Source organism: Pseudophaeobacter profundi, assembly GCF_029697505.1.
Taxonomy (GTDB): Bacteria; Pseudomonadota; Alphaproteobacteria; order Rhodobacterales; family Rhodobacteraceae; genus Pseudophaeobacter; species Pseudophaeobacter profundi.
In genome coordinates this window covers 199505-224556 of sequence record NZ_JARJEF010000004.1, presented here as the reverse complement: position 1 = coordinate 224556, position 25052 = coordinate 199505, and the positions used below count along the sequence as shown (strand labels likewise).

The following is a 25052-nucleotide window of genomic DNA, read 5'->3' as shown; positions in this document are numbered from 1 at the left end:
GGGGTGCTCACGTCATGGCTGGGGGAAAGTGGTGTACACCGTCGATCAGCGGCAGCGGTTTGGCCCAGATCACCTCTGACAGGTGCATCTTGCGGTAAAGATGCGGGAAGTCGTCACCGCCGCGCGAGACCTCCCATTTCAGCGCCTCCCCCAGCGCGTCTGCATCCAGCGCAAGCAGCCAAAGCCCGTCAACACCGGCAAAATGCTTGCTGGCGGTCTCGGCCGCTTGCACCGCGGTGGAAAAGTGAATGAAACCATCGCTCAGGTCGATAGGCGCGCCAAGGGTTTCGCCTTGGGACTGGAAGGCCGACCATTCATCGGCGCGGAGGATTTTATAGATCAGCATGGCGATCTGATGCCCCGCGCCGCCGTTGGAATCAAGCCCGAAGCGACAGTACCGGGCGCAGTAATCCGCCGCAGATCGCCCAACACGTGCCGCGTCGATCGCGCCAAACGTGCAAATATCGTACCGAATGCTGCCTAGGGGCGGGCCGGGCGTTATTCCCCTTTGACTGGTTGATGCTTTGATCGCACGATTGCGGGCAAAGAATAACAACGGGAGCGATACTGATGATGATGCGAATTTTGACCTCGGTCGCGGCCTTGGGCCTGACGGCTGGCATGGCGGCGGCAGAGTATAAACTGACCATTCTGCACACCAATGACTTCCACGCGCGCTTTGAACCGATCAGTAAATATGACAGCGGCTGCCGCGAGGGCGACAACGCCGAGGGCAAGTGCTTTGGCGGATCGGCACGTTTGGTTACCGCCTTGGAAGACGCGCGCGAACGTGCCGACAATGCGATCCTTGTGGATGGGGGCGACCAGTTCCAGGGCTCGCTGTTTTATACCTATTACAAGGGTAAGGTCGCGGCCGAGATGATGAACAAGCTCGGCTATGACGGGATGACCGTTGGCAACCATGAATTTGACGATGGCCCCGAGGTCCTGCGCGGGTTCATGGATGCGGTAGAGTTCCCGGTGTTGATGTCCAATGCGGATGTCTCGGCGGAACCTGCTCTGGCGGATGTCTTGCAAAAATCCACCGTGATTGAACGTGGCGGCGAAAAAATCGGTCTGATTGGCCTGACCCCGGAAGATACCCACGATCTGGCCAGCCCGGGCGCGAATATTTCGTTCTCTGATCCGGTGGCCGCCGTGCAGGCAGAGGTCGACCGGCTGACAGAGATGGGCGTCAACAAGATTATCGTGCTCAGCCATTCCGGCTATAAGGTGGATCAGATCGTGGCGGCGGAGACCACCGGGGTGGATGTGATTGTTGGCGGGCATTCAAATACCTATCTGTCCAATACATCCGAAGATGCGGTTGGTCCCTATCCCACCATGGTCAATGATGTCGCCATCGTGCAGGCCTATGCCTATGGCAAATTCCTGGGCGAGCTGAACGTTACCTTTGACGAGGCTGGAACGGTGACCAAGGCTGCGGGCGAGCCGCTGATCATGGATGGCAATGTGGCCGAGGACAGTGACACCCTGGCGCGCATTGCCGAATTGGCGCAGCCGCTGGATGAAATCCGCAACAAGGTCGTGGCCGAGGCCGCCAGCGCGGTAGAAGGTGATCGCACCATCTGCCGCATTCAGGAATGCGAGATGGGCAATTTGGTGGCGGATGCCATGCTGGATCGGGTCAAGGATCAGGGCGTGACCATTGCCATTGCCAATTCTGGCGGCATTCGCGCCAGCCTGGAACCCGGCGCTGTCACCATGGGCGAGGTGCTGACGGTGTTACCGTTCCAAAACACGCTGTCCACCTTTGAAATCACCGGGGCTGATCTGGTTGCAGCCCTTGAAAATGGCGTCAGCCAGGTGGAAGAGGTCAAAGGCCGCTTTCCCCAGGTTGCCGGGCTGAAGTTCAGCTGGGATGGCAGTGTCGCCGCCAATGAGGGCAGGGTGCAAGAGGTTCAGGTCGCCAGCGATGCGGGCTTTGTGCCGCTGGATCCGGCCAAGACCTATCGCGTTGTGACCAACGACTATGTGCGCAAGGGCGGTGACGGCTACAAGATCTTTGCGGGTGACGACAAGAACGCCTATGATTTTGGCCCCGATCTCGCTGATGTTCTGGCCGAATATCTGGCACAGCAAGGCCCCTATCAGGCCTATACGGACGGTCGCATTTCGCAAGAATAGCGTTTCGCGCGCGAAACAGTTGCCTGCTATGCCCCGCCACGATCTTTGATTGGCGGGGCATTCCTTGCAGCGGGTGCGACAGCCTGTATGCGAAATCTTTCTTTTATTCAGCCCGTTCAAAGGATAGGTCAGAGCGCATGTCAAAGCGTTACAAATCGCTGCAGGAATTGTTGGCCCATGGGGCGGACTGCGTCATTGATGTGCGCAGCCCTGCCGAATTTGCCGAGGATCATCTTCCGGGGGCCATCAACCTGCCAGTTCTGGACAACGAAGAACGGGCGCAGGTCGGCACCATCTATGTGCAGGACAGCCCTTTTCGGGCCCGCAAACTTGGCGCGGCACTGGTGTTTCGCAATGCCGCCAATCACATCGAAACCAGCCTCAGCCATCATGACGGCGGTTGGCAACCGCTGGTCTATTGCTGGCGTGGCGGTCAGCGCTCGGGCAGTTTTGCCTGGATGCTGCAACAGATCGGCTGGCGGGCGGAACTGGTCGAGGGCGGGTACCAGACCTATCGCCGCCTGGTGAAGTCTTACCTCTATGATCAGGTGCTGCCGTTTCGGCTGATCGCGCTGGATGGCTATACCGGCAGCGCCAAGACAGAGCTGTTGCAGCGCTGTCAGGCCCTGGGCGCACAGATGCTTGATCTGGAGGGGCTGGCCAAACATCGCGGCTCTTTGCTGGGGGCAATGTCGGATCCACAGCCGAGCCAAAAGGGATTTGAAAGCGCCCTGGCACAGGCGCTGGTGCAGATGGACCCCGCGCGCCCGGTTCTGGTCGAGGCCGAGTCGAGCAAGGTCGGCGCCCGTATCATTCCCCCCAGCCTGTGGCGTGCGATGAAACAGGCCCCCCGGATCGAGGTCAGCGCCCCCAGTGCGACCCGCTGCCAATATCTGACCCAAGTTTATGATGATATCCTGTCGGATACAAAGCGCTTGCAACAGAAGCTTGGCTATCTGCGGGGGCATCACGCAAATGCGGTTATAGATCACTGGTTTGACCTGATCGCGGCGGGGGATAAGGCCGCGCTGACCCTGGCCCTGATGCAGGATCACTATGATCCTGCCTATCAGAAATCACGCCGTATCAATGGTTTGCCGCCCCTTTCTGAGGTGGGTCTGGGGCAGATGACGCAGGCAGATCTGGACCGCGCCGCGCAACAGATCTGCGATCTGATGGAAGCCCCGGCACAGAGATCTGAAGGCGGCGCTGTCAAACCAGCGTAAGGCCGGGCGCACCAGCCTGCAGGCAGCCTATGCGTGCAGCCTCAAAGCCAGCGGCGCGCAGGTCCTGCAGTTTGTCTTCTGCTTCATCCGGGGCAAGCGCGGCCAGCAGCCCGCCGGCTGTTTGCGGATCAAACAGCAGATCAACGTCGGGGCGGTCTGGCAGCTCGGGGGCGAGGGCGCGGTTGTCTTCAAACAGGGAAGAGCGGATACCACGCGCGCTGAGCGTGGCAGCCCCCTGCATCAGTGGCACTGCGGCAAGATCCAGCTGGGCAGCCAGGCCCGAAGCCTCGCAGATCCCCAAGAGATGCCCGGCAAGGCCAAAGCCAGTGACATCCGTCATCGCGTGGGCCGAAGCCAGGATCCGGGAGGCCGCGCCCTGGGGCTGGACCATCCGCGCCAAAGCCGCTGCCACCCAGGTGCCCTTGGCCGCGCCCTGCATCTCGGCGGCCATGATCACGCCGGACCCAATAGGCTTGGTCAGGATCAGCACATCGCCAGGCTGCGCCCCGCCCAGGGTCACAGGCGGGCTGTCACACAGGCCCGTGACGGTGAAGCCAATCGACAGCTCATCCCCGAGAGAGGTATGACCGCCGATGATGTCGGCCCCGGCGTCCTGAAATACCTGCGTTGCAGCGCCCATGATTTCCGCCAGGCTGCGCTGTTGCAGCGCCGGGGACAGGCGCGGCAGGATCAGATTGGCAGTGGCCACCTGTGGCGCAGCGGCCATGGCCCAGATATCGCCAAGCGCATGTACCGCGGCAATCCGGGCCATTACCTCAGGGTCGAGCGTCGAGGCGCGCAGATGATCGGTGGTGATCACCTGCCGCGCGCCACCGGTTTGCACCAGTGCAGCGTCGTCGCCGGGCAGCGGCGTCACATCGCTGCGTCGCGGGGCTGCCAGCCCTGTAAGTGCGCCGCGCAGGGCGGCGCGGCCGGCCTTGGCACCACAGCCACCGCACATGGGTTTGTCGCCCAGGATGGCTGGCAGATCATGGGTATGTTCCGGCGGCAGGCTGGCAGTGGGCATCTGGGGCAGGTTGCGAAACTGATCCATAAAGGCCCGGTCGATCCGGTCTTTCCAGTGCCAGACCAGAGCACCGGAAAATTGTAGCCCGATGCGCTCGCCCAGGGCCTCGGCCCTGCCCAGCGAGATCAGCTTTAGATAGTCCTTTTGCGGCTGATATTTGCGCAGCGGATCCTGGGTCAGCTGGGCGCGCAGGTTGTGATAGAGAATGGGGGCCTGGCGTACCGCATAAACCCCGGCCTTGGGGCGCGGCGTCGCGGTCATATGGGCGCAGTCCCCTGCCGCAAAGACACCCGGAACAGAGCTTTGCAGGGTTTCGTCCACCTTGATAAAGCCATCCTGCAGCGCCAGCCCGCTCTGGGCGATCCAGTCCTGCGGGCGGGCACCGGCGGCACCGGTGGTGAAATCCGACAGTACCGTCCGGCCATCTTCCAGCAGGATGCGGTCTGATTCAATCCGGGCGACCGCAGTGTTTTCCACCAGCGTGACCCTGTGTTCACAAAAGGCCCGCAGCAGGCGGCGGCGCAGCTCGGGGCTGGCCTGTCCCAATACCCTGCGGCTGTCGATCAGGCAGGCCTGGCCCAGCCGCCCCTGTTGCGCCAGCGCATGGGCCATTGCCAGGATCAGCTCGGCTCCGGCGACGCCGCCACCAATCACCGCGATATTGGCTGCCGGGCCTGATGCCGCCGCGCGATCCGCCTGCGCCTGGCGGAACTGATCCCAGGTCCGGGCAAATGCACCAAGCGGCTTGGCCGGCAGGCCGTAGCGCGCAAAACCGGGTAGATCGGGCATGTCAGAGGTGATGCCCACATCCAGAGAGGCCAGATCATAGGCAATAGGCGCGCGCCCCGACACCTGCACCTGACGGGCCACTGGATCCATCGCCGTTGCCGCGCCCAGCACCAGCCGGGCCCCGGCAAAGCGCGCCAGTTTTACCAGATCAATATCCAGCTCATCGCGCTGGTAATGGCCGGCCACAAAGCCCGGTAACATGCCGGAATAGGGGGCGCTGGGGCCTGGGTTGATCAGGGTCAGGCGCGCCCCCGCCAGCGGGCGCATCCCCCATTTCAATAGCAACAGAGCATGGGCATGCCCGCCGCCAATCAAAACCACATCTTTGGTTGCTGGTAGAGGGGGGCTATGCATCTGCTTCTGTACCTTTTTGCCTGTGTTGTGCCGCCTGTGTTGTGCCGCCTGTGTCTTGACGCCTCAGTCATGGGGCCTGGATCGGTATCCCCTGCCGGTGCCGCCGTAGGGCGATGTTGGCTCAGTCCTGCTGTGGCTGCGGTTCAATCACGGTATGAGTGGCCCAACTGCTGTCATCTGCGGGGGTGGGCAGGCTGTCCTTTGTTTCATGCCGGTGCAGGTGAACCTTGGCAATAAACAGTGCCGTGACAGGGGCAGTCAGAAACAGGAACAGGGTGATCATCAGTTCATGCAACGAGACAGAGCCTTCGACGGTCAGCCCATGCACCATAGAGGCCAGCAGAACCCCGCCAACGCCCAGCGTCGTGGCCTTGGTCGGCGCATGCAGGCGCGACATCGGATCGTTCAGCTTTAGCAACCCGAAAGAGCCAACAAAGCCAAAGACGCCAGACATAATCAAAAAGCCCGCGATCAGATATTCAAAAATCATGTTCATGGCTGGCTCCTGTTACTCGATGATATTGCCGCGCAGAATAAAGCGCGCATAGGCCACGGTAGAAACAAAGCCGAGCATGGCGATGATCAGGGAGGCCTCGAAATAGACCTCGCTGCCCAGGGAAATCCCATAGAGGATCATCAGTGCCAGCGCGTTGATGAACATAGCATCCAGCGCCAGGATGCGATCAGCAATTTCGGCGGCCGAGATGATCTTCCACAGGTTCATCAGTATCGCGAGGGCAAAACAGACAAAGGCAAAAAACGTGGCAAAGGCTATCATTCAAAGATCTCCATCAGGCGGCGCTCATAGCGCTGTTTGATCGAATCGCGGACGGCATCCGGGTCGCTGGCATCCAGACAATGCACCAAGAGCGCGTGCCCCTCGGCAGAGACATCCGCCGAAACGGTGCCGGGGGTCATGGTGATGGTTCCGGCCAGTACGGTAATCGCTTCTGGTGTGCGTAGATCCAGCGGCACGGCGACCCAGGCAGGGCTGCGCTTGCTGTTGGGTTTGAAAACCACGATACGCGCCACCACCACATTGGCAACGATAATATCATAGAGAACCAAAAGGATGTAGGCAGCGATCTTCAGCGGTTTCTTCATCCGCATCTGATTGGGCCAATAGGGCTGGGTCAGAAAGGGGATCCCAATCCCCAGCAAAAAGCCGAAGACCAGGGAATTCAGCGTCCAGGTGCTGGTCAACAGCACCCAGGCAATGGTCAAGAGAAGGGTCAGGATCGGATGCGGCACCAGCCGACGTAGCAGTTTCATGGCGTCACCTCTCCGAGTACGGCCCTGATATAGGCTTCAGGTGCAAACAACTGGGCCGCCGTGGCCTCGGCGTAATGGCTGGCGGGGCCTGCAAAAATGGTCAGCGCCACCAATCCTGTCAGCAGGGCGAAACAGGCGACAAAGGGCAGGGCAGCGGCATGCTCTGTCGGCGCCGTCTCGTCATGCGCGTCGCTGTCGTGGTCCTCAGCAGGATCGACCTCTGTCTCTGTGATGCTATGGCTTTTCCAGAACAACAGGCTGCCAGCCCGTGCCATGCCCAGAATGGTCACCAAAGATCCGATCAGAATAGTACCCCAGATCCACCAGACCAGATCATGCTCGCGGGCGGCATCCAGCACCAGGAGTTTCCCCAGAAAACCCGAGATCGGCGGCATCCCTGCCAGGGCAATGGCTCCGGTAAAGAACAGCACCGCGATCAGCCCGCTTTGTGGCATCACCGGTTGGGCGGTGATCTCGATGCCCTGGCGTTCGGTCACCAGATCAGCAACCAGAAACAAGAAGGCCGCAGCCAGGGTCGAATGCACGGTATAATACAGCGCTGCCGTAACCCCTTCTGGGGTGAAGAGCGCAATGGAGGTCAGCAGGGTGCCCATAGAGGTAATGGCACCAAAGGCCACCAGCCGCCCCATCCGGTAAGACCCCAGCACACCAATGGCGCCAATCATCAGGGTGATCAGTGCTGCGGGCATCAGCCAGGCCCCTGCCAGCCCCTCGGTCAGCGCCAGGTCGGGGCCAAAGACCAGCGTATACATCCGCAGGATCGCATAGGCACCGACCTTGGTCATAATCGCAAACAGCGCCGCAATCGGCAGTGGCGCATTGGCATAAGAGGCCGGCAGCCAGAAATGCAGCGGAATTACTGCGGCCTTGATGGCAAAGACCAGCAGCAGCATCACCGCGCCAACCCGCAACAGGGCGCTGTCTTGGGCAGGAATTTCCGCCACCCGCACCGCCAGATCCGCCATGTTCAGCGTGCCTGTCACCGCATAAAGCGTGCCCAGAGCAAAGAGGAACAGCGTCGATCCCAAGAGGTTGTAGACCACATATTGCACGCCCGCCTGAAACCGGCGGGTGCCGCCCGAATGGATCATCAACCCATAGGATGCGATCAGCAGAACCTCGAAGAAGACAAACAGGTTAAAGGCGTCTCCGGTGAGGAAGGCGCCGATGATGCCCATCAGCTGAAACTGGAACAATGCATGGAAGTTGGCGCCGCGCTTGTCCCAGCCCGAGCCGATGACATAGAGGTTGACCACCAGCGCCAGCACTGAGGTCAGCAAGACCATCATCGCCGACAGACGATCCAGCACCAGCACGATACCAAAAGGTGCGGACCAGTTTCCCAGCTCATAGACCTGAATTTCACCGCTAGAGGCCTGCGCCGCCAGCACCAGTGAAATCGCCACCAGCAGCACGGTGCTGGCCAGCGAGAAGATCCGCATCAGGTCAAGATGGTGACGCACCACCATGATGATAAAGGGGCCAACCAGGGCCGGCAGCACAACCGGTGCAATCAGGAAATGGTTCATGCGTCTTCCCCTTCATCTTCGGGGTGGTGTGGCATATCGATCAGGTCATCGCGCGCCGACAGATAGGCGGCCAGGGCGATCATCACCACCACGGCTGTCATGCCAAAGGAAATCACGATTGCGGTCAGCACCAGCGCTTGCGGCAGCGGATCCGTATAGGCGACATCGGCGTATTTGTTCAGAATGGGGGGCGCATTGACCATCAGGCGGCCCGTGGCAAAGAGGAAAATGTTCACCCCATATGTCAGCAGTGACAGGCCAAGGATAACCGGAAAGGTGCGCCGCCGCAGGATCAGGTAGATCCCGGCTGCTGTCAGCAGCCCGACGGCAGAAGCCACCAGGAATTCGATGCTCAAGGGGATCATCTCGTTACACCTCGCCTTTTATGCTTTGATCATGCGGGCCGGGTGGATGCAGGCCAGGGTGCTGCCCCGGAGTCTGCGCCTGCATCTGAGCCTGTTCCAGATCGTCACGGGCGGGGTTGATATCCATCGCGTGTTCAGACGAAATCCCCGGTTGCCAGGCAAAGCGTGCCAGGCTCTCCAGCGCCAGGAGGACTGCGCCAACCACCGCAAGAAAAACGCCCAAGTCAAACAAGGCGGCAGTGGCCCATTCAAATTCCTCCAGCGGGGGCCAGTGGATATAGCCAAAGGCACTGGTCAGGAAGGGCACACCGCCAAACCAGGAACCAAGCCCGGTGGCCGCCGCAATCAGCACCCCCGACCCGATGGTGCCATGGTAGAACATCCGCTGTCGTTCCGAGGCCCAGCTAAAGCCGGAGGCCATATACTGCATCAGCAGGGCAATGGCCGTGATCAGCCCGGCGATAAAGCCGCCGCCCGGCAAGTTGTGGCCGCGGAAGAAGATATAGGCCGCCACCATCAGGGCCAGCGGCATCATCACCCGTGTGGCAACAACCATCATCATTGGATGGGCATCACCGGCCTGCGGCATGTCGGGTTTACGATTGAGCAGATAGGCGCGCACCCGCGAGCCCAGCACGGCTTCGGTCAGGGCATAGATCACCAGCGCAGCAATGCCGAGAACGATGATCTCGCCGAAGGTGTCATAGCCACGGAAATCTACCAGAATGACATTCACCACATTGGTGCCGCCGCCGCCTTTGTAGGAATTGGCCAGGTGGAATTCAGAGATGCTCGGCATCGCAAAGTCCCGCAGCATCAACATATAGATCAGCGTCGCCGCACCCAGCCCGGCAATCACCGCAATCCCACCATCGCGCAGCCGCACCCAAAGCGGCGATTCAATGGGGCTATCCTTGGGCATGAAGTTCAGCGCCAAGAGCAGCAGGATCATTGTCACGACCTCAACCGACAGCTGGGTCAGGGCAAGATCGGGCGCTGACAGATAGTTGAACCCCAGCGATACAACCAGCCCCACCACCCCGATCAGCACCAGTGAAAGCTGCCGCTGTCGGTGTTTGGCAACCACGGCAAGGGTGGCGACAATCAGGCAGAACCAGGCGATCAGGGCAATCGGGCCCTCTGCTTGCGCCAGGCGCGTCGGCGCAGTGATCGTGCCACTGGAATAGGCGTAATAGCTTAGCGCGATGATAAACAGCATCATCACAAAGGCATAGCGGGTGATCGCCCCATTGTGCAGCCCATCGGTGATAAGTTGCGACAGCTTGGTCAAGCCGCGCATCAGGCGGTCAAAGATCTGTTTTGCCTCGGGGCGCGACGCGGCGTTCCAGGCCGCCATCAGCGGGCGATGCAGCAGCAATAGCACCAGCCCGCCAATGCTCGCGGCCAATGACATATAGAGCGCAGGCGTCAGCCCATGCCAGAGTTTCAGCGAATAATAGGGCAGTTCGGCGCCGCCAATCACCGCGCCCGCAGCAATCGCCACAAGCGGGCCGACCAATGTGGCCGAAAACAGCCCGATCAGCACCACCAGGGTCATCAGCAGTGCGGGCCCGGCCCACATGCCAAACCCCGGATCATGCGGCTGGGCAGGGTAGTCATTGCGCGGCTGGCCCAGAAAGACATGGCCAATAAAGCGAAAGGAATAGGCTGCCGAGAACAGCGCCGCCACCAGCGCCAGACCCGGAACCAGATAGGCAGAGCTGCCCCAATGGGTGTGAACGGTTTCTTCCAGCATCATTTCCTTGGACAGGAAGCCGTTGAAGGGCGGGATCCCGGCCATGGACAGGGCGGCCACTATGGCGACGGTAGCGGTGACCGGCATCAGATGGCGCAAGCCCCCAAGTCGTTTGATGTCGCGGGTATGGGTCTCGTGGTCGACAATGCCTGCCGACATGAACAGCGCCGCCTTGAAGGTGGCATGATTGATGATGTGAAACACCGCCGTTACCGCAGCGATCTTGGTGCCAAAGCCCAACAGCATGGTGATCAGCCCCAGATGGGACACGGTTGAAAAGGCCAGCAGCGCCTTCAGATCATCCTTGAATAGGGCAATCACAGCGCCCAGCAACATGGTCACCAGACCGGTGGTGGCGACGATATAGAACCATTCGGGTGTGCCCGCCAGCACCGGCCAGAGCCGCGCCATCAGGAAAATTCCCGCTTTCACCATGGTTGCCGAATGCAGATAGGCAGAAACTGGGGTTGGCGCTGCCATTGCGTGCGGCAGCCAGAAGTGAAAGGGAAACTGCGCCGATTTGGTGAAACAGCCCAGCAGGATCAGCACCAGGGCGGGCAGATACATCGGAGAGGCCTGGATCAGCTCCTTGTTTTGCAAGATCACACTCAAGTCATATGACCCGGTGATATTGCCAAGGATCATCATGCCACCAATCATCGCCAGCCCGCCAGACCCGGTCACCGCCAGCGCCATGCGCGCGCCTTGGCGTCCCTCTGGCAGATGCTTCCAATAGCCGATCAGCAAAAAGGAGGACAGCGAGGTGAGTTCCCAGAACACCAGCAACAGAAGAATGTTGTCGGACAGGGTAATGCCGACCATCGCCCCCTGGAACAGCAAGAGATAGGTGTAGAACTGGCCCATCGGGTCTTCGCGCGAGAGATAGAACCGCGCATAGAGAATGATCAAAAGACCAATGCCCAGAATCATGCTGGCAAAGAGAAAGCCAAGGCCATCAAGAAAGAAATTGGCATTCAGTCCCAGTGCTGGCAGCCAGTCGACGCCCACCTGAATGACCTCGCCGCGAAAAATGGCTGGCGCATGTAGCAACAGCCCGGCAAAGGCGAGAAAAGTAGTCAGACCCGCAGCCGAGGCCGAAGCATTGCGCCCGGCACGGATCAACAAGGCGGGGAAGACCGCCCCAAGAAACGGCAGGGCCGCAATCAAAAACAGGGACACGAGCAGTTCTCCTGGCTGGGCTTAGGTTATCAAACGCCTAAGCAATTTTTCGCAACTGTTCCAGCCCCACGACCCTGTAAGTGTTTCAAGAGTGAGGTTTTGTAGCTTTTGTGGATCGCATGTAGGCAGGCCCGTGGCGGATTTTTACTCTCCTTGGAATTTTTTTTGCATAGGGTGCAAGATTTTGTGGCTCGTCCCACTGCGCAGTCGCTGCTGGGGTTCTGCGACGGTGTCGTGGGTGAACCCGGCCAGTGTGCCGCCAGTGACGCGAAGGTGAACAGCCCAAGGCCATGCCAGGGCTGATCGCGCTGGGCAAAGCTGATATAAGCCGTAAAATTCAGCGCGAGACGCGGCGGGGTTTCGTCATGGGTTTTCTTCAGATTGCACCGGGGTGATATGCGCGATCAAAACGCAAATGACAGCCGACCACAGGAACCGGCACCGTCCAGCCCGCCATCGCGGCGCCGGGTGTTGCGGGGTGTTGTGGGCGCAGGGGCGCTCTTGGGGGGGGCTGCGGCAGGTGGTGGGATCTGGCGGTGGCGGTTGCAGCCTGTCGCCCATGATCAGCCGCGCCTGTCCCCTGCCGAGGCGCACGCCGCAGCGCAGGCAGGCCAGATCACCCTGGTGGATATTCGCAGCCCGGAGGAATGGCACCAAACAGGGGTGGCAGTCGGCGCGGTGCCAATCGATATGCGCCGTGTCGACTTTGTCGCGGCGCTGGATCAGGCTCTGGCCGGGGATCGCGCCGCCCCCGTTGCGCTGATCTGCGCCCGTGGCGTGCGTTCTGCCCGCATGACGCTGGACCTGGCAGCGGCAGGGTTTCCGGGCGTGATCGACGTGCCGCAGGGCATGTTGGGATCCGCCGATGGCCCCGGCTGGATTGCTGCGCAGCTGCCGGTGGTGCCATGGCAGGATTAGGGTGCAAAAATCGCCAGCTTGGGCGGTTGATTGCAAAACTGGCGCTGGCGCTGGTGCCAGCCGTGTTTGCCTGGCCCGCTGCGGCCCAGGCAGGCTGCGGGACAGCGGGCACCGAAGCCTGCCAGATCGCACAGGGCAGTTACCATGTTGTCCTGCCGCGGACTGGCGTCGCTGCGCCACCGTCGCCTGTGCGTGCTGGTGCGGCGCCGCGCAGACCTGCGGTGATGTTCTTGCATGGCTATGGCGGATCTGGCGCAGGGGCGCTGCGCAATCAAACACTGGTCGGGGCGCTGACGGCGCGCGGCTATGCGGTGATCGCGCCGGATGCACTGTCGCGCGGCGTGGGCCGCCCCCGCTCTTGGACATTTTTTCCGGGTTGGCAGGGCCGCGACGAGGTGGGGTTTTTGCAGCAGGTGGCCCAGGATGCGGCCGATCGCTTTGATCTGGACCGCCAGGCGATGGTGCTGGCCGGATTTTCCGCCGGGGGCTTCATGGTGTCCTATCTGGCCTGCGACAGCCCCGATGCCTTTGCCGCCTATGCGCCGGTCGCGGGCGGTTTTTGGCGCCCACAGCCGGACCACTGCGCCGGGCCTGTACGGCTGTTTCACAGCCATGGCTGGACCGACGCCGTGGTGCCGCTGGAGGGGCGGTTTCTGGGGGGTGGCCGGTTTCAGCAAGGCGATATTTTTGCCGGGCTTGCGCTGTGGCGTCAGACCAATGGCTGCCAGGAGCAGGCCCCAGCGCAGCGCTCGCGCGAGGGCGCGGTGCTGCGCCGCCGCTGGGACTGTGCCCCCGGCGCAGACATCGAATTCGTCCTGTTCCCCGAAGGCCACCAGGTGCCTGCCGCCTGGGCCGGCTGGCTGCTGGACTGGTTTGAGGCAGGGCGGATTGATCCGGCCAAACCCCAGCAGGCCTTGGGCAGGACAGACTGACGCGCCGCCTAGCTCGTGGCCTTTTTGATCGCCTCCAGAAGCTGCGATCTGCGTACGGGTTTCATCAAGCGAATATCCTCGGGGCGCAAGCCATTGCCATGCACCGTGGCTTCGCTGGCATAGCCAGACATGAACACCACCGGCAGATCCGGTCGCAGTTGCCGCAGATCACGGGCCAGTGCCGGGCCGTGCCGCGAGCCGGGCATCACGATATCCGTCAGCAAGACGTCGATATCGTTGTTGGCCTCGAATAGGGCATAGGCATCGTCGCCCGACTTGGCAGCGATGACATCGTAGCCCGCCTTGGTCAGGGTGGCGACGATGATGTCCAGAACCTGTTCCTGATCTTCGGCAACCAGAACGCGCGTTTCTCCTGTCGGGATGGGGGCGGTGTGGGGCATGGTTTCTTGGCTCCCTTCGTTGTCGCTGCCAAGCGCTTTGAAATACAGCTTGAAAGTGGTGCCGACGCCGGGTTCTGAATAGACCCGCACCGTGCCGCCGGATTGGTGCATAAAGCCCATAACCATGGACAGGCCCAGCCCGGTGCCTTTGCCTGGCGATTTCGTGGTGAAAAAGGGGTCAAAGACGGTATCGAGAAGCTCTTGCGGAATGCCCGTTCCGGTATCGCTGACCGCCAGCATCACGTAGCGGCCGGGCGACAGGTCCTCTTGGCGGGAACTGATGTAATCCTCGTCGATCCTGACATTGGCGGTTTCAATGGTCACCCGGCCACCATCGGGCATTGCGTCATGGGCGTTCAGCAAAAGGTTGAGCAGGGCGCTTTCTGTCGAGCTGGGGTCCGCCTTGACCTGCCAGAGACCAGCCAGCAAGGAGGTTTCCATCGCGACAGAGGCAGGCAGGGTACGACCGGCCCAGTTTTTCGTGCTGCGAATGATCTTGTTCAGATCCAGCTCTGCGGGGGCCAGCGGCGATTTGCGGGCAAAGGCGAGCATGTTCTTGGTCAGATCAGCACCGTGCAGCGCAGCGTCGATGCCGGCGTCGATCAATGAAATTTGATCAACCTCTGTGATATTTTCGCGCAACAGCTCTAGGTTTCCCACAATAACGGCAAGCAAATTGTTGAAATCATGGGCAATTCCGCCGGTCAGCTGGCCTACGGATTCTAGTTTGTGTGAGGCCGCCAATTGCAGCAGAAGGTTTTCGCGTTCCTGTGCCTCGGCGCGGCGCTTGGATATGTCGACAATGGTGCCGCGGATCAGCATCTGATCTGCAGAGGGCAATTGGGCCAGGGTAACCTCGCAGTCCAGCGGCTCTCCCTTGGCGTTGAGATGCAGCCATTCAAATACCGGGTATGTGCCATTGATGGCCTGTTTCAGGTATCTTTCCATCAAGTCCTTGGAGGGGGTGCCACAGGGCTGCAGTGGCGGGCTCAGCTGCCAGAGGGTTTTTTCGCCGACCAACTGATCGCTGGAATACTGAAACAGTGTCTCGGCAGCTGGGTTTACCTCGACCAGGCAGTTGGCCTCTGCATCGAGTACAACGATGCTTTCGGGGGCGTGCTGCATCATGGTCAGTAGGCGGCGTTCTTTCAGGTGGCCTTCTTGCGCGCGGTGCTGATGTTCGTCAATGCGCGCAGAAAGGCTATCCAGTGCCGATAGCCAGGTCCACATTCCTTGAAAGACCAGAATGGCGCCAAGCCCCATGAACCCCAGGGCAAGGAGCATGGCAATCGGGTGATCTGGCGGCTGTGGCTGTGGTGTCGCCCGCCAGATACCTTGCAGGATCGGTACCAGCGCAGAAAGCGTCATCAAGACCCCGCCAATGATCACAACCCGCAGTCCAGCGTGTTGCATGGACAGGCGCCTTGACGCAAAGAGGAGGGCGCCGATGATGCTTAGCCCCGCTATAAAGGGAATAAGATCCAAGCTCAGATGGGGGCTCAGTGGACGATCCTCCGGGAAATGGCTACGTGGCCGATGCTTTGCACGAGGTTAGGTGAAGCGCATCAGGGTTGCAAGATTATCGCTTTTTCTAGTTTATGGCGTGTACGGGAGGGGCTATTCTGCGGGGTGCTGGCGTTGCATATCGAGATAGCGCTTGAAGCTGCGGCGATAGCGGTCGGCGGCGCGGGTGATCTGCGGTTCGGCATAGACCACAGGGGTCGCCATCCATCCGCGCCGTGAGGTCCCCGCACGCCAGCCAGAGAGCGCCGACAAGGGCACCGCCAGCACCAGTGACAGCGCAATTGGCAGCAGCCATAGCGATACAAACCCGGCCAGGATACCGCCAGAGAGTGCAAATCCGCTTAGGGTTTCAAGCGCGTGGCAGATCAGCAGATGACGCAGCCCATAGTGCCCGCCTTCGCGCGCCTGGGCTGACCAGCCCCGCTGAATGCCAAAGGTGGTGCGCAGCACCGCAATCATCTGCTGTACCATCAGAATAGGGGCATAAAGCACCGCCAACAGGATCTCGCAGAGGGTCGAAAGCGCAAAGCGCGCCGGGCCGCCGTACTGATCAAGCCGACGACCGGTCATTGCCAGTGCCAGCACCGCCAGCAGTTTGGGGGCCAGCAACATGGCATAGATCAGCAAAATCACCAGAACGTGGCGGGGTTCTGACATATCGGGCCAAGAGGGGCGCGAAGGATTTGTGATGCTGAAATAGTGGATCACCGAGCGGTCTTCGCCCAGACCGATCAGCGCCCAGATCACCAAGAGCGCAAACCAGATTGGCGCCATCAGATAGCCAATGGCCCCGTGCAGCAGGTGAAACCGCGACATGGCGAAAAAGCCACGCGCGCCCAGCAGGTTCAGGTGTTGCAGATTGCCCTGGCACCAGCGGCGATCTCGCAGGATGTGGTCGACCAGGGTGGCGGGCGTTTCCTCATAAGATCCCCCCAGGCGTGGCAAGAACCGCACCCGCCAGCCGGCCCGGCGCAACAGGCCTGCCTCGACAAAATCATGGCTCATGATCAGGTGTTCACGCCCGCTAAGCCGCGAACGCAGCTTGGGCAGGCCGGCACAGGCGGCAAAGGCGCGGGTGCGCAGAATGGCGTTGTGGCCCCAATAGTTGCCTTCATGCCCGGTCCAGCGGGCCAGCCCTTCGGCCAGGGCAAGCCCATAAACGCCATTGGCAAATTGCTGCATCCGGCCAAAAATGGACTGGGCGCCGATCAGCTGCGGAAAACTCTGGATCAGCCCGGCGCATGGATCGCGTGACAGCGCATCGGTCAGCCGGGCAATGGCGCGGCCGGTCATAAGGCTGTCGGCGTCCAGCACCAGCATGGCCTCATATCCCGCGCCCCAGTGCCGCAGCCAGTTGCTGATATTGCCGACCTTGCGCCCGGTATTGCGGGCCCGGCGGCGATAGTACAGTGCCGTCCCAGGTGGCAGGTCGGCACGCAAGGCCTCAACGCTCAGCCGTTCCTGGGCGGCCAATTCCTCATCGCGGGTATCTGACAGGATGAACATGGCATAGCTATGGGCTCCGTCGACGCGGCTCAGCTCTTCCAGCATTGCCCGTACATTGCCCAGCACATACCAGGGGCTTTCGTTGTAGACGGGCACCAAAAGCGCCACCTGCATTGGTGTCACCTGGCCGGTGGGGCGGCTGTGGTCACGTTGCGACAGCGAATACAGCCCCAGGATCACGGTTGAGACCGAAAAACAGATCCAGAAGAAATTAAAGGCAATCAGCGCCAGCAGCAGCAGTTCAAGCCCCATAAAGCCGCCGATGGCAAACCAGCCCTGCATCACCCAGGTCAGCGCTGCCGTGGCCAGCATGGCGGGCGAAAAGGCCAGAATGCGCCAGAGAGCCACTTGGGGGCGCGGCGCGCCCTGCGGCGCCTGCCGGTCCTGAAATGGCGCGGTGAAATCCTGCTCGGGCATCTCCATTGGCATCACGGGGGGCATCAGGTCTGTGCCCCTCGTGTCTTGCGCGCCCTCTGCGCACCCTGTGGCCAGATGGTCTGCGAGAGGGGCCGCAGGCAGCGACATGGTTGGATCAGACAACTGGGTCATGCGGTCCACCGATAGAGCCAGATTTCACTGGCGGCTTGCCCGTTGCGACGCAACTGCAGCCGCAGTTCGACATGATTTTTCGCATTGGGCGTAAAGCTGAAGGCAAGGCGCAGCCCGCCAGTGCCTGGGTTGCGCTGCAACACGCCGGGGGTGGTTTCCACATCGGGCGAGGACAGATGCACCTCTATCTCTTCCGGGTCGCCCGCCAACAGCGGGTGGGCTGCAAAATCCACCGTCATCAACCGTCCGGGATCGCCAAATATGCGGGCGCCCGCTGCCGTGTCGATAACGCGTGCCAGGGGGGGGATAGGCGCGGCTGTCTTGGTGTTTGGCATGGGGGTGTCGGGTTCTTCCCCCCAGAAAAGCCGATAGGCCAGCGCCAGCTCTTGCCCGGCTTTGACCGGGGCGTCTGGACGCCAATAGGCGACGATATTGTCGTAGATTTCCTTGTCAGCCGGGATTTCCACCAGGGTGACCGCCCCCTTGCCCCAACGACCCTTGGGTTCCACCCAAAGACCGGGGCGGCGGTGGTAGTTGGCTTCGAGATCCTCAAAATCCTGCAGGTGGCGGCTGCGTTGCATCAGGCCAAAACCGCGTGGATCGGAATCCACGAAAGAGGAAACCTGCAAATGGGTGGGGTTGGCCAGCGGTCGCCAGAGGGTCTCTGCGTTGCCGTTGTGGATCAACAGCCCGTCACTGTCGTGCACATTGGGGCGGAAATCATCAAACCGGTGGCGATTGGTGCGATCGAACAAAAACATAGAGGTCAGCGGCGCCAGCCCCATATGCGGCAGGTCGGCGCGGGCAAAGAGCTGGGCCTCGACATCCATGATCGTGGTGGTGCCGGGGGTGATGCGAAAGTGATACGCCCCGGTCACGGATGGGGAATCCATCAGCGCATGCACCACCATATGGGGCTGCCCGGGCGCTGGGGCTTCCAGCCAGAATTCCACAAAATCGGGGAATTCTTCGCCCATGGCGTCTGCGGTTTTCAGCGCCAATCCCCGCGCCGATAGGCCATAGGTCTGGCCGATCCCGATGGCGCGGAAATAGCTGGCCCCTTGAAAGACGCAGAATTCGCTTTTCTTGTCGGGCTGATCCAGCGTGGTGCGCAGTCGCAGGCCGCTATAGCCCAGGGTCTCTGCCTGGCTGAGCGGCGGCGCGATTTCTCCGCGGTCAAACAGATCCATGTCAAAGCCGACCCGGCGCGCCAGGCCTTCTTCGACCGTATTGATCTGCACGGCCTGGCGGAAATATAGACCCGGCAGGAACAGATCGACATTGTAGCTGCGCGCTGTATTCGCCCAGATCGCCCGCTTGGTGCGGAACCGGTGGGCCTTGTATTGATCATAGGTGAGATCCTGCCAGTCCTGCGGCACCTCGGGGCGCGGGCGATAGGGCTGCTGGGCCAAGTTGCGCGCGCGCGCTACCAGCTGATCACGGTGAAAGGGCATCGGGTCGTGTGCCGCTTGGGCCGCTGTTGGCAGGGGCGAAAGCAGGGTGCTGCTGAGGGCGGCCCCCAGAAAGCTGCGACGGGTGAATGGGGTCATCGCTTGGCTCTCCAGGGGTGGGATTTGAACCATCCGGCGCCATAGGCGCAGGCAATGATCAGGGCAAAGCCCGCAAGATTGGCCAGCGCGGTGATCAGGATGCCGCGATCTGTCTGATCCAGAGCAAAGCCGATCAGCCGGGCCAGCGCCATGGAAAACACAAAAACCGCAAGGCTTTGCTGGCCGACCTTGCTGATGATGCCGAGCAGCCCTGCCCAGAGCCGCGCCCCCAGGCTGTGGCCCGAGGCAATAAGGCGCTTGCCGCCTTCTCCTGCCAGAAGCCAGCCCAGATAGGCCAGGGCGAGGAAATGTGCATAGCGCAGCAGGCCAAAATCGGTCTTTTCGCGCCACTGCGCGCTTGCGGCCCACCAGGGGCGGATGGCGTCAGCCAGATCACCATTGGCGGCATCCAGCCACAAGAATACCTTCCAGGAGCCAAGCGGCGCTGACAGGATCAAGAAGGCCGCGGCGACACCTCCAAGCAGCGCCGAGGCCGGTGGGGGCGGCAGCCAGCCCTTCATGAAGGCAAAGCCAGTGAAAAACAAAAGCTGCCAGCCAAGTGGGTTGAAGAACCACTCGCGTTGGGACCATGGCTCTGCCGGGAAGGACAGCCCATCCGGCCCCAGACCGATCAGATAGGGATTTGCCGCCAGCCAGAGCAGCACAGAACACAGCGCAACCAGCCAAAGCTGACCGCGCGCCAGCCCCATCATCAATGGCAGCAGGGCCAGCACGCCCAGATACATTGGCAGAATGTCAAAGTAGTTCGGCACATAGGTCAGGGTGAACAGACCAACCAGCTGCTGTGCGGGATCGTCAAAGAAATGCTGCAGGTTCAGACTGTTGATATAGCTTTTGTCAAAGCTGCCATAGGTGTCCAGCGCTGCCATGGTCATGGCGACAAAGAAGAACAACCCGATATGGGCCCAGAACACCTGCCAGCAGCGGAACAGCACGCGGGCGCTGCCCAGGGCCCAGCCCTTTCGCGCGTAGGAACCGCCAAAGGCAATGGCCGAGGCCATGCCAGAGCAGAAGACAAAGATCTCTGTTGCATCGGAAAAGCCAAACCGCGCCGGGATCCATCCGGTCCAGCGGTTGCCCGGAATATGGGCTGCCAGGATGATGAACATGGCGATGCCGCGATAAAAATCCAGCCTGGGGTCGCGCGTGCGAAGGGCTGCGGAAGCAGAAGAGATTGCCGGGGATGCAGCCTGGTTGGCTGCTGGTGCCGCGTTTTCTGCCCCTGCATTTTTCGGGGAGGAGGGAAAAGGCGAAATCTCCGCCATTGGGTTATTCCTTGTTGATTTTCAAGCGCGTGTGTGAGGTTCTTTTCGCATCTTGAAAAGGGCTATTCAGCGGGCACGGAGTGTCGGGGCGACAGGGATGGCGTCTTCCTGCCGAACGGGTGGCATCTTCCCGCCGAATTCAGCCTCTGGTTGTGTTTCCGCGCCGTGCTCTGTGTCACTGCGCGCGGCAGCAATCAGGGCGCGCCGGGCCAGGGCATAGTTGTCGTCGTTCCCGCCGCGTTTTGCACGCCGATCGTTCAGGATGTGCTCTACCGTATCAAAGGCGCCGCAGCGCAGGCCCGCGTCGATGGTCATACGCTCAAACACATCGCGCTGGGCATGGCTGCCCCCGGCCAGATGCAGGCTGGCGCGTACGCCGGACAGATGCGCAAAGGCCTGTGTATAGTTGCCCTCGCCAAAGGCTTCTAGCCCCAGTGCTGCGCCACAGCCTGGAGTGGCCATCCGCTGCTGGGCCTCTGTGTCGCGCTGCCGGGCATCGGCGTGGATACGCAGGATCAGGCGGCGGGATTCCGTCTTGTGGTCGGGGCCTGCCAGGGCCATCAGATAGTGCAGATCGGCAAAGATCAGACTGCCGTCTTCGGTGCGGCTGGCGCAAAGTTCCGAGAGCTCTTGCCAGCGGTTGCCAACAGCGACGCCTTCCAGCTCCAGCCGCATCAACAGCGAGGTGGCATTGGAAATATCGCGGTAGTCATCGGTTTTATCTTTGCGCACCTCGGTATCATAAAGTGCCAGCGCCTGGTCGGTCTGCCCCAGATCAAGATGCATCAATGCCTTGTGCCACCAAACATGGTAGCGGAAATTGTTGCAATGGGCCCAGGCCTGTTCGCGACCGTTCAGCCAGCGCAGCCCGGCAGAGGCATCCCCTGTCATATCATGCACATGGGCCACCGCATGCAGCCCCCAGGCATCATCCGGGGCCAGCCATAGTGCCTGACGCCCGGTGATCCCGGCGCGCTCATAGGCGCCGGTTTCCTCAAGCGCAAAGGCATGGCAGCCCAAGAGATAGCCGCGACCTGCGTGATCGGGCGCATAGGCGGGCAGCACCCGTTCGACCGAAGCCCGCATGCCCTTGGCATCGCCCAGAATAAAACGGATCCCATGGCTGAGCTTCATCGCCAGGCTGTCGCAGGGATCCACTGCCAGCACCTGTTCCATCCGCTCTATCGCGCGAGAGGGCTGGCCATCCAGCCAAGCGGCGAGGGCCTCAATATATTTGCGTTCCCGCGGCAGGGCCGCGTCATAGCCCAGTTGCGCGGCCTGTAGTGCGTCCTGCGCCATGGGCAGCAATTCTCTGCGGCCCAGCATCAGCAGCGAAATGCCCTTGATCGCCTGGGCCAGGGCAAAATCCGGTGCCGTGTTGAGCAGCGCGCCAAGGTGATCGGCCGTGCTGGCCGAATGCGCCAGAACCCCCATTTGCACCGCGTCCCAGTGTTGCTGGCTGATCGCGCAGCTTAGGCTGGTTTCCTGTCCGAAGATATCTTGCGTCATTGGGGGTCCATTCTCTGCCGGGGTGCGCAAACCGCACTGGGGTATGCAGAGGTTAAACCAGCAGACAGGTCCAAGCGACGCTGCTCTCGCTTTGGTGATTAAGCGTGTGCAAATCTTGGCCTATGGTGGAATTCTCCCGCAAGAATAGGCGGTTTTTCAGGCCGTTTGACGCTAGATCGCTTCAAGATGAGCAAGCCCCCGCTGGTAAGGCGGAGGCTTGCGGGCTTTTGTAACATTTTGCTGCCTGTCCAACCGCTGTCAGGACCTGCACAGGGGCGGCAGGGACGGGGGCGTGTTCTCAGGCCTTGGCAAAGGGATCTGGCGCGTCAAGCAGGTCGGCGCTGGCTTCGCCACACTGGGGCGGTGCATGGCGATAGGTTACCGGAGTGCGCGAGAAATTCAGCGGATTGCCCAGCAGCTGTACCGGCCCGGCCCCCGATTGCATTTCAATCGCCATATCGCGGGCCGCCACCTGATCTGAAGCAAAGACACGATCCAGGGTCTGTACCGGGCCTGCGGGCACCTTGCGGGCCTCCATGCCGGCGATGACCGCATCCATGGAAAACCGCTTGAGCGCCGGGATCAGAATATCATTCAGTGCGCCGCGGTGCTGCAGCCTGGCAGGGTTGGTGGCAAAGCGGGGATCCTCTGCCAGACCTTCCAGGCCGAGGAATTCCATAAAGCGGCGAAACTGGCTGTCATTGCCCACCGCCAGGATCACATGCGCATCCGATGTTTCATAAAGCCCGTAGGGGACGATACTGGGGTGTTCGTTGCCACGCCGCTGCGGCAGGCTGCCGGTATTGAGATAGCCAACGCCCTCGTTGATCAGCCAGGCGATCTGCGCATCAACCAGCGCGAGGTCGATCTGCTGGCCTTCGCCGGTGGTGTCGCGGTGATGCAATGCGGCCAGAATACCAATGGTCGCATACATGCCGCACATTACATCGGCGATGCCAACGCCTGCTTTCACCGGCTGGCCGTCGGGATCGCCGGTCAGGGACATCAGGCCACCATAGCCCTGCGCCATCAGGTCATAGCCGGGTTTGTGGCTGTTGGGGCCGGTCTGGCCATAGCCTGAGATAGAGCAATAGATCAGCCCCGGCAGGTCTTTGGTGATGCTGGCATAATCCAGTCCATACTTGGCCAGCCCGCCGGGTTTGAAGTTTTCGACCAGGATATCTGCTTGCGCTGCAAGCCGGTGGATCACCGCCTGGCCCTCTGCCGTGGTGATATCTACTGCGACAGAGCGCTTGTTGCGGTTGGCGGCCATGAAATAGGCTGACAGATCAGACTGTTCGCCAGCCGCATCGATCACATAGGGCGGGCCCCACTGGCGGGTGTCATCACCGCCGGTCTTGGGGTTCTCGACCTTGATTACAGTGGCGCCAAGATCGCCAAGCAACTGGGTGCAGGTAGGGCCGGCCAGAATGCGCGACAGATCCAGCACTTTTACGCCTTTGAGGGCGCCATGGCTGAGCGGGCTGCGGGGTGCGTCTGGCTGTGGGTTAGATGCGTCCATCATATCCTCCGGGTTCGATTTCGGCAGAAATGACAGTGAAGCGGTCCGAGGCCAAGGCCTGTTGTAGCGCTTTGTCCAATGCATCGCGATTACGCACCGTTACTCCGTTGCCGCCAAAGGCGCGGCCAATGGCTGCAAAATCGTGCCTGGCCAGATCAACCCCGGCATTGGGAAGCTGGCGTTGGCGTTGTTTGAGGTCGATCAGTGCCAGGCTGGCATCGGCAAAGACGACAAAGATCGGCGCAAGCCCCAGTTCGGTGGCGGTGGCCAGATCCCCGGCCACCATCAGAAACCCGGCATCCCCCGAAAAGCTGACAACCGGGCGGTCGGGGTCAGCCAGTTTACGGCCAATCGCCATGGGCACGGCACAGCCCATGGTGCACAGCCCGGAAGACTGGATCAGCGCGCGTGGGGCGTTGCACTGCCACATCTGGCTAAGCAGGATGCGATGCGCCCCGCTATCGGCAGTGGCAAGCGTATTTTCAGGCAGGCTGTCGCGGCATTGCGCGATCACTGCGGCAGGGCCCCAGTCGTCGTGGCTGGGAAAGGCCTCTGCCAGGGCAGTTTTGACTTCTGTCGGGCTGGCGCAGGGCCATGTGATGCCAGAGGTTGGCGTGCTGTCCTGCGTCAGGGCCGCCAGTGTGGGTTTCAAAGCGGCAACAAATGCCAGGCTGGCCTGGTGCATGTAGTGACTGTTGGCTTCCGGGGTGATGTCGATCACGCGCTGGGCGGCGGGGTCCCAGATATTGCGCCAGCCGGGGCGCATTTCAATCGGGTCATAGCCCAGCCCCAGGATCAGATCCGCGCGCTGGATCAGCGGCAACAGGTGGGTATCGGCCAAGGGCGACAGCCCTGCGGCGCCCAGGCACAGGGCATGGGTCTCGGGCAGGATGCCTTTGGCCTTGTAGCTGGTGACAAAGGGGATCTGGTGGTGCTCTAGAAAGGCGCGGATTTCGGGACCGGCGTTTTCCTGCAGGGCATCCAGACCAATGATCGCCACCGGGCGCTGCGCCTGCGCCAGCCAGCTGCGGGCCTGGGACAGGGCGGCGGGCGCGGGCTGGGTCGGGGCAGGGGGGGCTTGACGCACCCCGCGATCCCGTGCGGGCTGATCCGCGACCGAGATTGGCACATCAATATGCACCGGCCCATTGCGTGGCGCACAGGCGAGCGAGACGGCCTTGTCGGCAATGATATCTGCGACCTCTGCCTCCAGCCGGAAGCTTGCCTTGGTGATGGGGGCAAAGACCGCAGGATGATCCAGCACCTGATGGGTATAGCTCTGCGCCTCGCTGGCATCGACACAGCCGGTCAGCACCAGCATCGGCACCCGGTCCTGATGCGCATTGGCGACCACATTGACCCCATTCAGCGCGCCGGGTCCCAGTGTCGCCACCAGAATGACCGGGGCGCCATCTGCATGATGCAGGCCCTCGCCGATAAAGCCGGCGGCATTTTCATGTTTTGCCAGATGAAACTGGATACCAGCCTTTACCAGCGCGTCCACCAGCGTCAGCACTTCGCCACCGGGCATTCCAAAGGCATGACGGCAGCCCGCCGCATAAAGACGCCGTGCCAGAACATCGGCGGCGCGAAGGGTTTCTGTCATCTTGGTATCCCACTGTTGCTGATGGTCAGATCTTGTTGGCCAGAGATTGCCGGATGTGCGGCCCGGTGCAAGCCCCTTCACGC

Annotated in this window: 19 protein-coding genes; 4 read left to right on the top strand and 15 right to left on the bottom strand. The window is 61.3% G+C overall.

Annotation, left to right across the window (positions count from 1 at the left end):
- Positions 1-7: 7 nt before the first annotated feature.
- The gene (locus P2081_RS09075; protein WP_278922553.1) at positions 8-346 is read right to left on the bottom strand and encodes a DUF952 domain-containing protein; all 339 of its coding nucleotides are present in this window, start codon (positions 344-346) and stop codon (positions 8-10) included.
- A 224-nt stretch (positions 347-570) separates the two neighbouring features.
- Between P2081_RS09075 and P2081_RS09070 the strand changes: the two genes are divergently transcribed.
- Together P2081_RS09070 and mnmH are read left to right on the top strand one after the other, a co-directional pair.
- The gene (locus tag P2081_RS09070; protein WP_278922552.1) at positions 571-2148 is read left to right on the top strand and encodes a bifunctional metallophosphatase/5'-nucleotidase; all 1578 of its coding nucleotides are present in this window, start codon (positions 571-573) and stop codon (positions 2146-2148) included.
- A gap of 137 nt (positions 2149-2285) precedes the next feature.
- The gene (gene mnmH / locus P2081_RS09065) at positions 2286-3374 is read left to right on the top strand and encodes a tRNA 2-selenouridine(34) synthase MnmH (protein ID WP_278922551.1); all 1089 of its coding nucleotides are present in this window, start codon (positions 2286-2288) and stop codon (positions 3372-3374) included.
- Here the strand turns inward: mnmH and selD are convergent.
- The 7 genes from selD to P2081_RS09030 all read right to left on the bottom strand — a co-directional run bounded on the left by selD (position 3361) and on the right by P2081_RS09030 (position 11666).
- Positions 3361-5544, bottom strand: coding sequence for a selenide, water dikinase SelD (gene selD / locus P2081_RS09060; RefSeq protein ID WP_278922550.1), 2184 nt, complete (start codon positions 5542-5544; stop codon positions 3361-3363). The genes mnmH and selD overlap by 14 nt on opposite strands.
- A 121-nt stretch (positions 5545-5665) precedes the next feature.
- A complete protein-coding gene (locus P2081_RS09055; RefSeq protein WP_278922549.1) occupies positions 5666-6040 on the bottom strand; it encodes a Na+/H+ antiporter subunit G in 375 nt (124 codons plus the stop codon).
- Between the two features lie 12 nt (positions 6041-6052).
- On the bottom strand, positions 6053-6322 hold the full coding sequence (locus P2081_RS09050; protein ID WP_278922548.1) for a K+/H+ antiporter subunit F: 270 nt from the start codon (positions 6320-6322) through the stop codon (positions 6053-6055).
- A complete protein-coding gene (locus tag P2081_RS09045; RefSeq protein ID WP_278922547.1) occupies positions 6319-6816 on the bottom strand; it encodes a Na+/H+ antiporter subunit E in 498 nt (165 codons plus the stop codon). The genes P2081_RS09050 and P2081_RS09045 overlap by 4 nt, the downstream gene beginning before the upstream one ends.
- A complete protein-coding gene (locus tag P2081_RS09040) occupies positions 6813-8366 on the bottom strand; it encodes a monovalent cation/H+ antiporter subunit D (protein WP_278922546.1) in 1554 nt (517 codons plus the stop codon). Before P2081_RS09040 ends, P2081_RS09045 begins: the two co-directional genes overlap by 4 nt.
- The gene (locus P2081_RS09035) at positions 8363-8716 is read right to left on the bottom strand and encodes a Na+/H+ antiporter subunit C (protein ID WP_232402726.1); all 354 of its coding nucleotides are present in this window, start codon (positions 8714-8716) and stop codon (positions 8363-8365) included. Before P2081_RS09035 ends, P2081_RS09040 begins: the two co-directional genes overlap by 4 nt.
- A 19-nt stretch (positions 8717-8735) precedes the next feature.
- Positions 8736-11666 carry a monovalent cation/H+ antiporter subunit A gene (locus P2081_RS09030; protein WP_278922545.1) on the bottom strand — a complete coding sequence of 977 codons (2931 nt, stop codon included), beginning with the start codon at positions 11664-11666 and terminating at the stop codon, positions 8736-8738.
- A gap of 396 nt (positions 11667-12062) precedes the next feature.
- Between P2081_RS09030 and P2081_RS09025 the strand changes: the two genes are divergently transcribed.
- Together P2081_RS09025 and P2081_RS09020 are read left to right on the top strand one after the other, a co-directional pair.
- Positions 12063-12584 carry a rhodanese-like domain-containing protein gene (locus P2081_RS09025; RefSeq protein WP_278922544.1) on the top strand — a complete coding sequence of 174 codons (522 nt, stop codon included), beginning with the start codon at positions 12063-12065 and terminating at the stop codon, positions 12582-12584.
- A complete protein-coding gene (locus P2081_RS09020; protein ID WP_278922543.1) occupies positions 12572-13516 on the top strand; it encodes a CE1 family esterase in 945 nt (314 codons plus the stop codon). The genes P2081_RS09025 and P2081_RS09020 overlap by 13 nt, the downstream gene beginning before the upstream one ends.
- Positions 13517-13524: 8 nt before the next feature.
- On the opposite strand, the gene P2081_RS09015 is transcribed toward P2081_RS09020, so the two are convergent.
- From P2081_RS09015 to P2081_RS08985, 7 genes are all read right to left on the bottom strand, one after another.
- Complete coding sequence (locus tag P2081_RS09015; protein WP_278922542.1) at positions 13525-15330, bottom strand: ATP-binding protein; 1806 nt, start codon at positions 15328-15330, stop codon at positions 13525-13527.
- A 204-nt stretch (positions 15331-15534) separates the two neighbouring features.
- The gene (gene mdoH / locus P2081_RS09010) at positions 15535-17496 is read right to left on the bottom strand and encodes a glucans biosynthesis glucosyltransferase MdoH (protein WP_278922541.1); all 1962 of its coding nucleotides are present in this window, start codon (positions 17494-17496) and stop codon (positions 15535-15537) included.
- The gene (locus P2081_RS09005; protein WP_278922540.1) at positions 17493-19046 is read right to left on the bottom strand and encodes an OpgD/OpgG family glucan biosynthesis protein; all 1554 of its coding nucleotides are present in this window, start codon (positions 19044-19046) and stop codon (positions 17493-17495) included. Before P2081_RS09005 ends, mdoH begins: the two co-directional genes overlap by 4 nt.
- Positions 19043-20332 (bottom strand): OpgC family protein, encoded by a 1290-nt coding sequence (locus tag P2081_RS09000; RefSeq protein ID WP_278922539.1) that lies wholly within the window; start codon positions 20330-20332, stop codon positions 19043-19045. Before P2081_RS09000 ends, P2081_RS09005 begins: the two co-directional genes overlap by 4 nt.
- Positions 20333-20398: 66 nt before the next feature.
- Positions 20399-21841 (bottom strand): tetratricopeptide repeat protein, encoded by a 1443-nt coding sequence (locus tag P2081_RS08995; protein WP_278922538.1) that lies wholly within the window; start codon positions 21839-21841, stop codon positions 20399-20401.
- Between the two features lie 298 nt (positions 21842-22139).
- Complete coding sequence (locus P2081_RS08990; protein WP_438826529.1) at positions 22140-23363, bottom strand: CaiB/BaiF CoA transferase family protein; 1224 nt, start codon at positions 23361-23363, stop codon at positions 22140-22142.
- Positions 23350-24969 carry a thiamine pyrophosphate-binding protein gene (locus P2081_RS08985; protein ID WP_278922536.1) on the bottom strand — a complete coding sequence of 540 codons (1620 nt, stop codon included), beginning with the start codon at positions 24967-24969 and terminating at the stop codon, positions 23350-23352. Before P2081_RS08985 ends, P2081_RS08990 begins: the two co-directional genes overlap by 14 nt.
- Positions 24970-25052 lie beyond the last annotated feature (83 nt).

What these genes read in the sequence shown, in the direction of transcription:
- mdoH (WP_278922541.1), bottom strand. Translation starts at nt 17,496, where the DNA reads ATGACCCAGTTGTCTGATCCAACCATGTCGCTGCCTGCGGCCCCTCTC.
- P2081_RS09015 (WP_278922542.1), bottom strand. Translation starts at nt 15,330, where the DNA reads ATGCAACACGCTGGACTGCGGGTTGTGATCATTGGCGGGGTCTTGATG.
- P2081_RS08985 (WP_278922536.1), bottom strand. Translation starts at nt 24,969, where the DNA reads ATGACAGAAACCCTTCGCGCCGCCGATGTTCTGGCACGGCGTCTTTAT.
- P2081_RS09045 (WP_278922547.1), bottom strand. Translation starts at nt 6,816, where the DNA reads ATGAAACTGCTACGTCGGCTGGTGCCGCATCCGATCCTGACCCTTCTC.
- P2081_RS08990 (WP_438826529.1), bottom strand. Translation starts at nt 23,363, where the DNA reads ATGGACGCATCTAACCCACAGCCAGACGCACCCCGCAGCCCGCTCAGC.
- P2081_RS09075 (WP_278922553.1), bottom strand. Translation starts at nt 346, where the DNA reads ATGCTGATCTATAAAATCCTCCGCGCCGATGAATGGTCGGCCTTCCAG.
- selD (WP_278922550.1), bottom strand. Translation starts at nt 5,544, where the DNA reads ATGCATAGCCCCCCTCTACCAGCAACCAAAGATGTGGTTTTGATTGGC.
- P2081_RS09025 (WP_278922544.1), top strand. Translation starts at nt 12,063, where the DNA reads ATGCGCGATCAAAACGCAAATGACAGCCGACCACAGGAACCGGCACCG.
- P2081_RS09050 (WP_278922548.1), bottom strand. Translation starts at nt 6,322, where the DNA reads ATGATAGCCTTTGCCACGTTTTTTGCCTTTGTCTGTTTTGCCCTCGCG.
- P2081_RS08995 (WP_278922538.1), bottom strand. Translation starts at nt 21,841, where the DNA reads ATGACGCAAGATATCTTCGGACAGGAAACCAGCCTAAGCTGCGCGATC.
- P2081_RS09020 (WP_278922543.1), top strand. Translation starts at nt 12,572, where the DNA reads ATGGCAGGATTAGGGTGCAAAAATCGCCAGCTTGGGCGGTTGATTGCA.
- P2081_RS09005 (WP_278922540.1), bottom strand. Translation starts at nt 19,046, where the DNA reads ATGACCCCATTCACCCGTCGCAGCTTTCTGGGGGCCGCCCTCAGCAGC.
- mnmH (WP_278922551.1), top strand. Translation starts at nt 2,286, where the DNA reads ATGTCAAAGCGTTACAAATCGCTGCAGGAATTGTTGGCCCATGGGGCG.
- P2081_RS09000 (WP_278922539.1), bottom strand. Translation starts at nt 20,332, where the DNA reads ATGGCGGAGATTTCGCCTTTTCCCTCCTCCCCGAAAAATGCAGGGGCA.
- P2081_RS09055 (WP_278922549.1), bottom strand. Translation starts at nt 6,040, where the DNA reads ATGAACATGATTTTTGAATATCTGATCGCGGGCTTTTTGATTATGTCT.
- P2081_RS09040 (WP_278922546.1), bottom strand. Translation starts at nt 8,366, where the DNA reads ATGAACCATTTCCTGATTGCACCGGTTGTGCTGCCGGCCCTGGTTGGC.
- P2081_RS09070 (WP_278922552.1), top strand. Translation starts at nt 571, where the DNA reads ATGATGATGCGAATTTTGACCTCGGTCGCGGCCTTGGGCCTGACGGCT.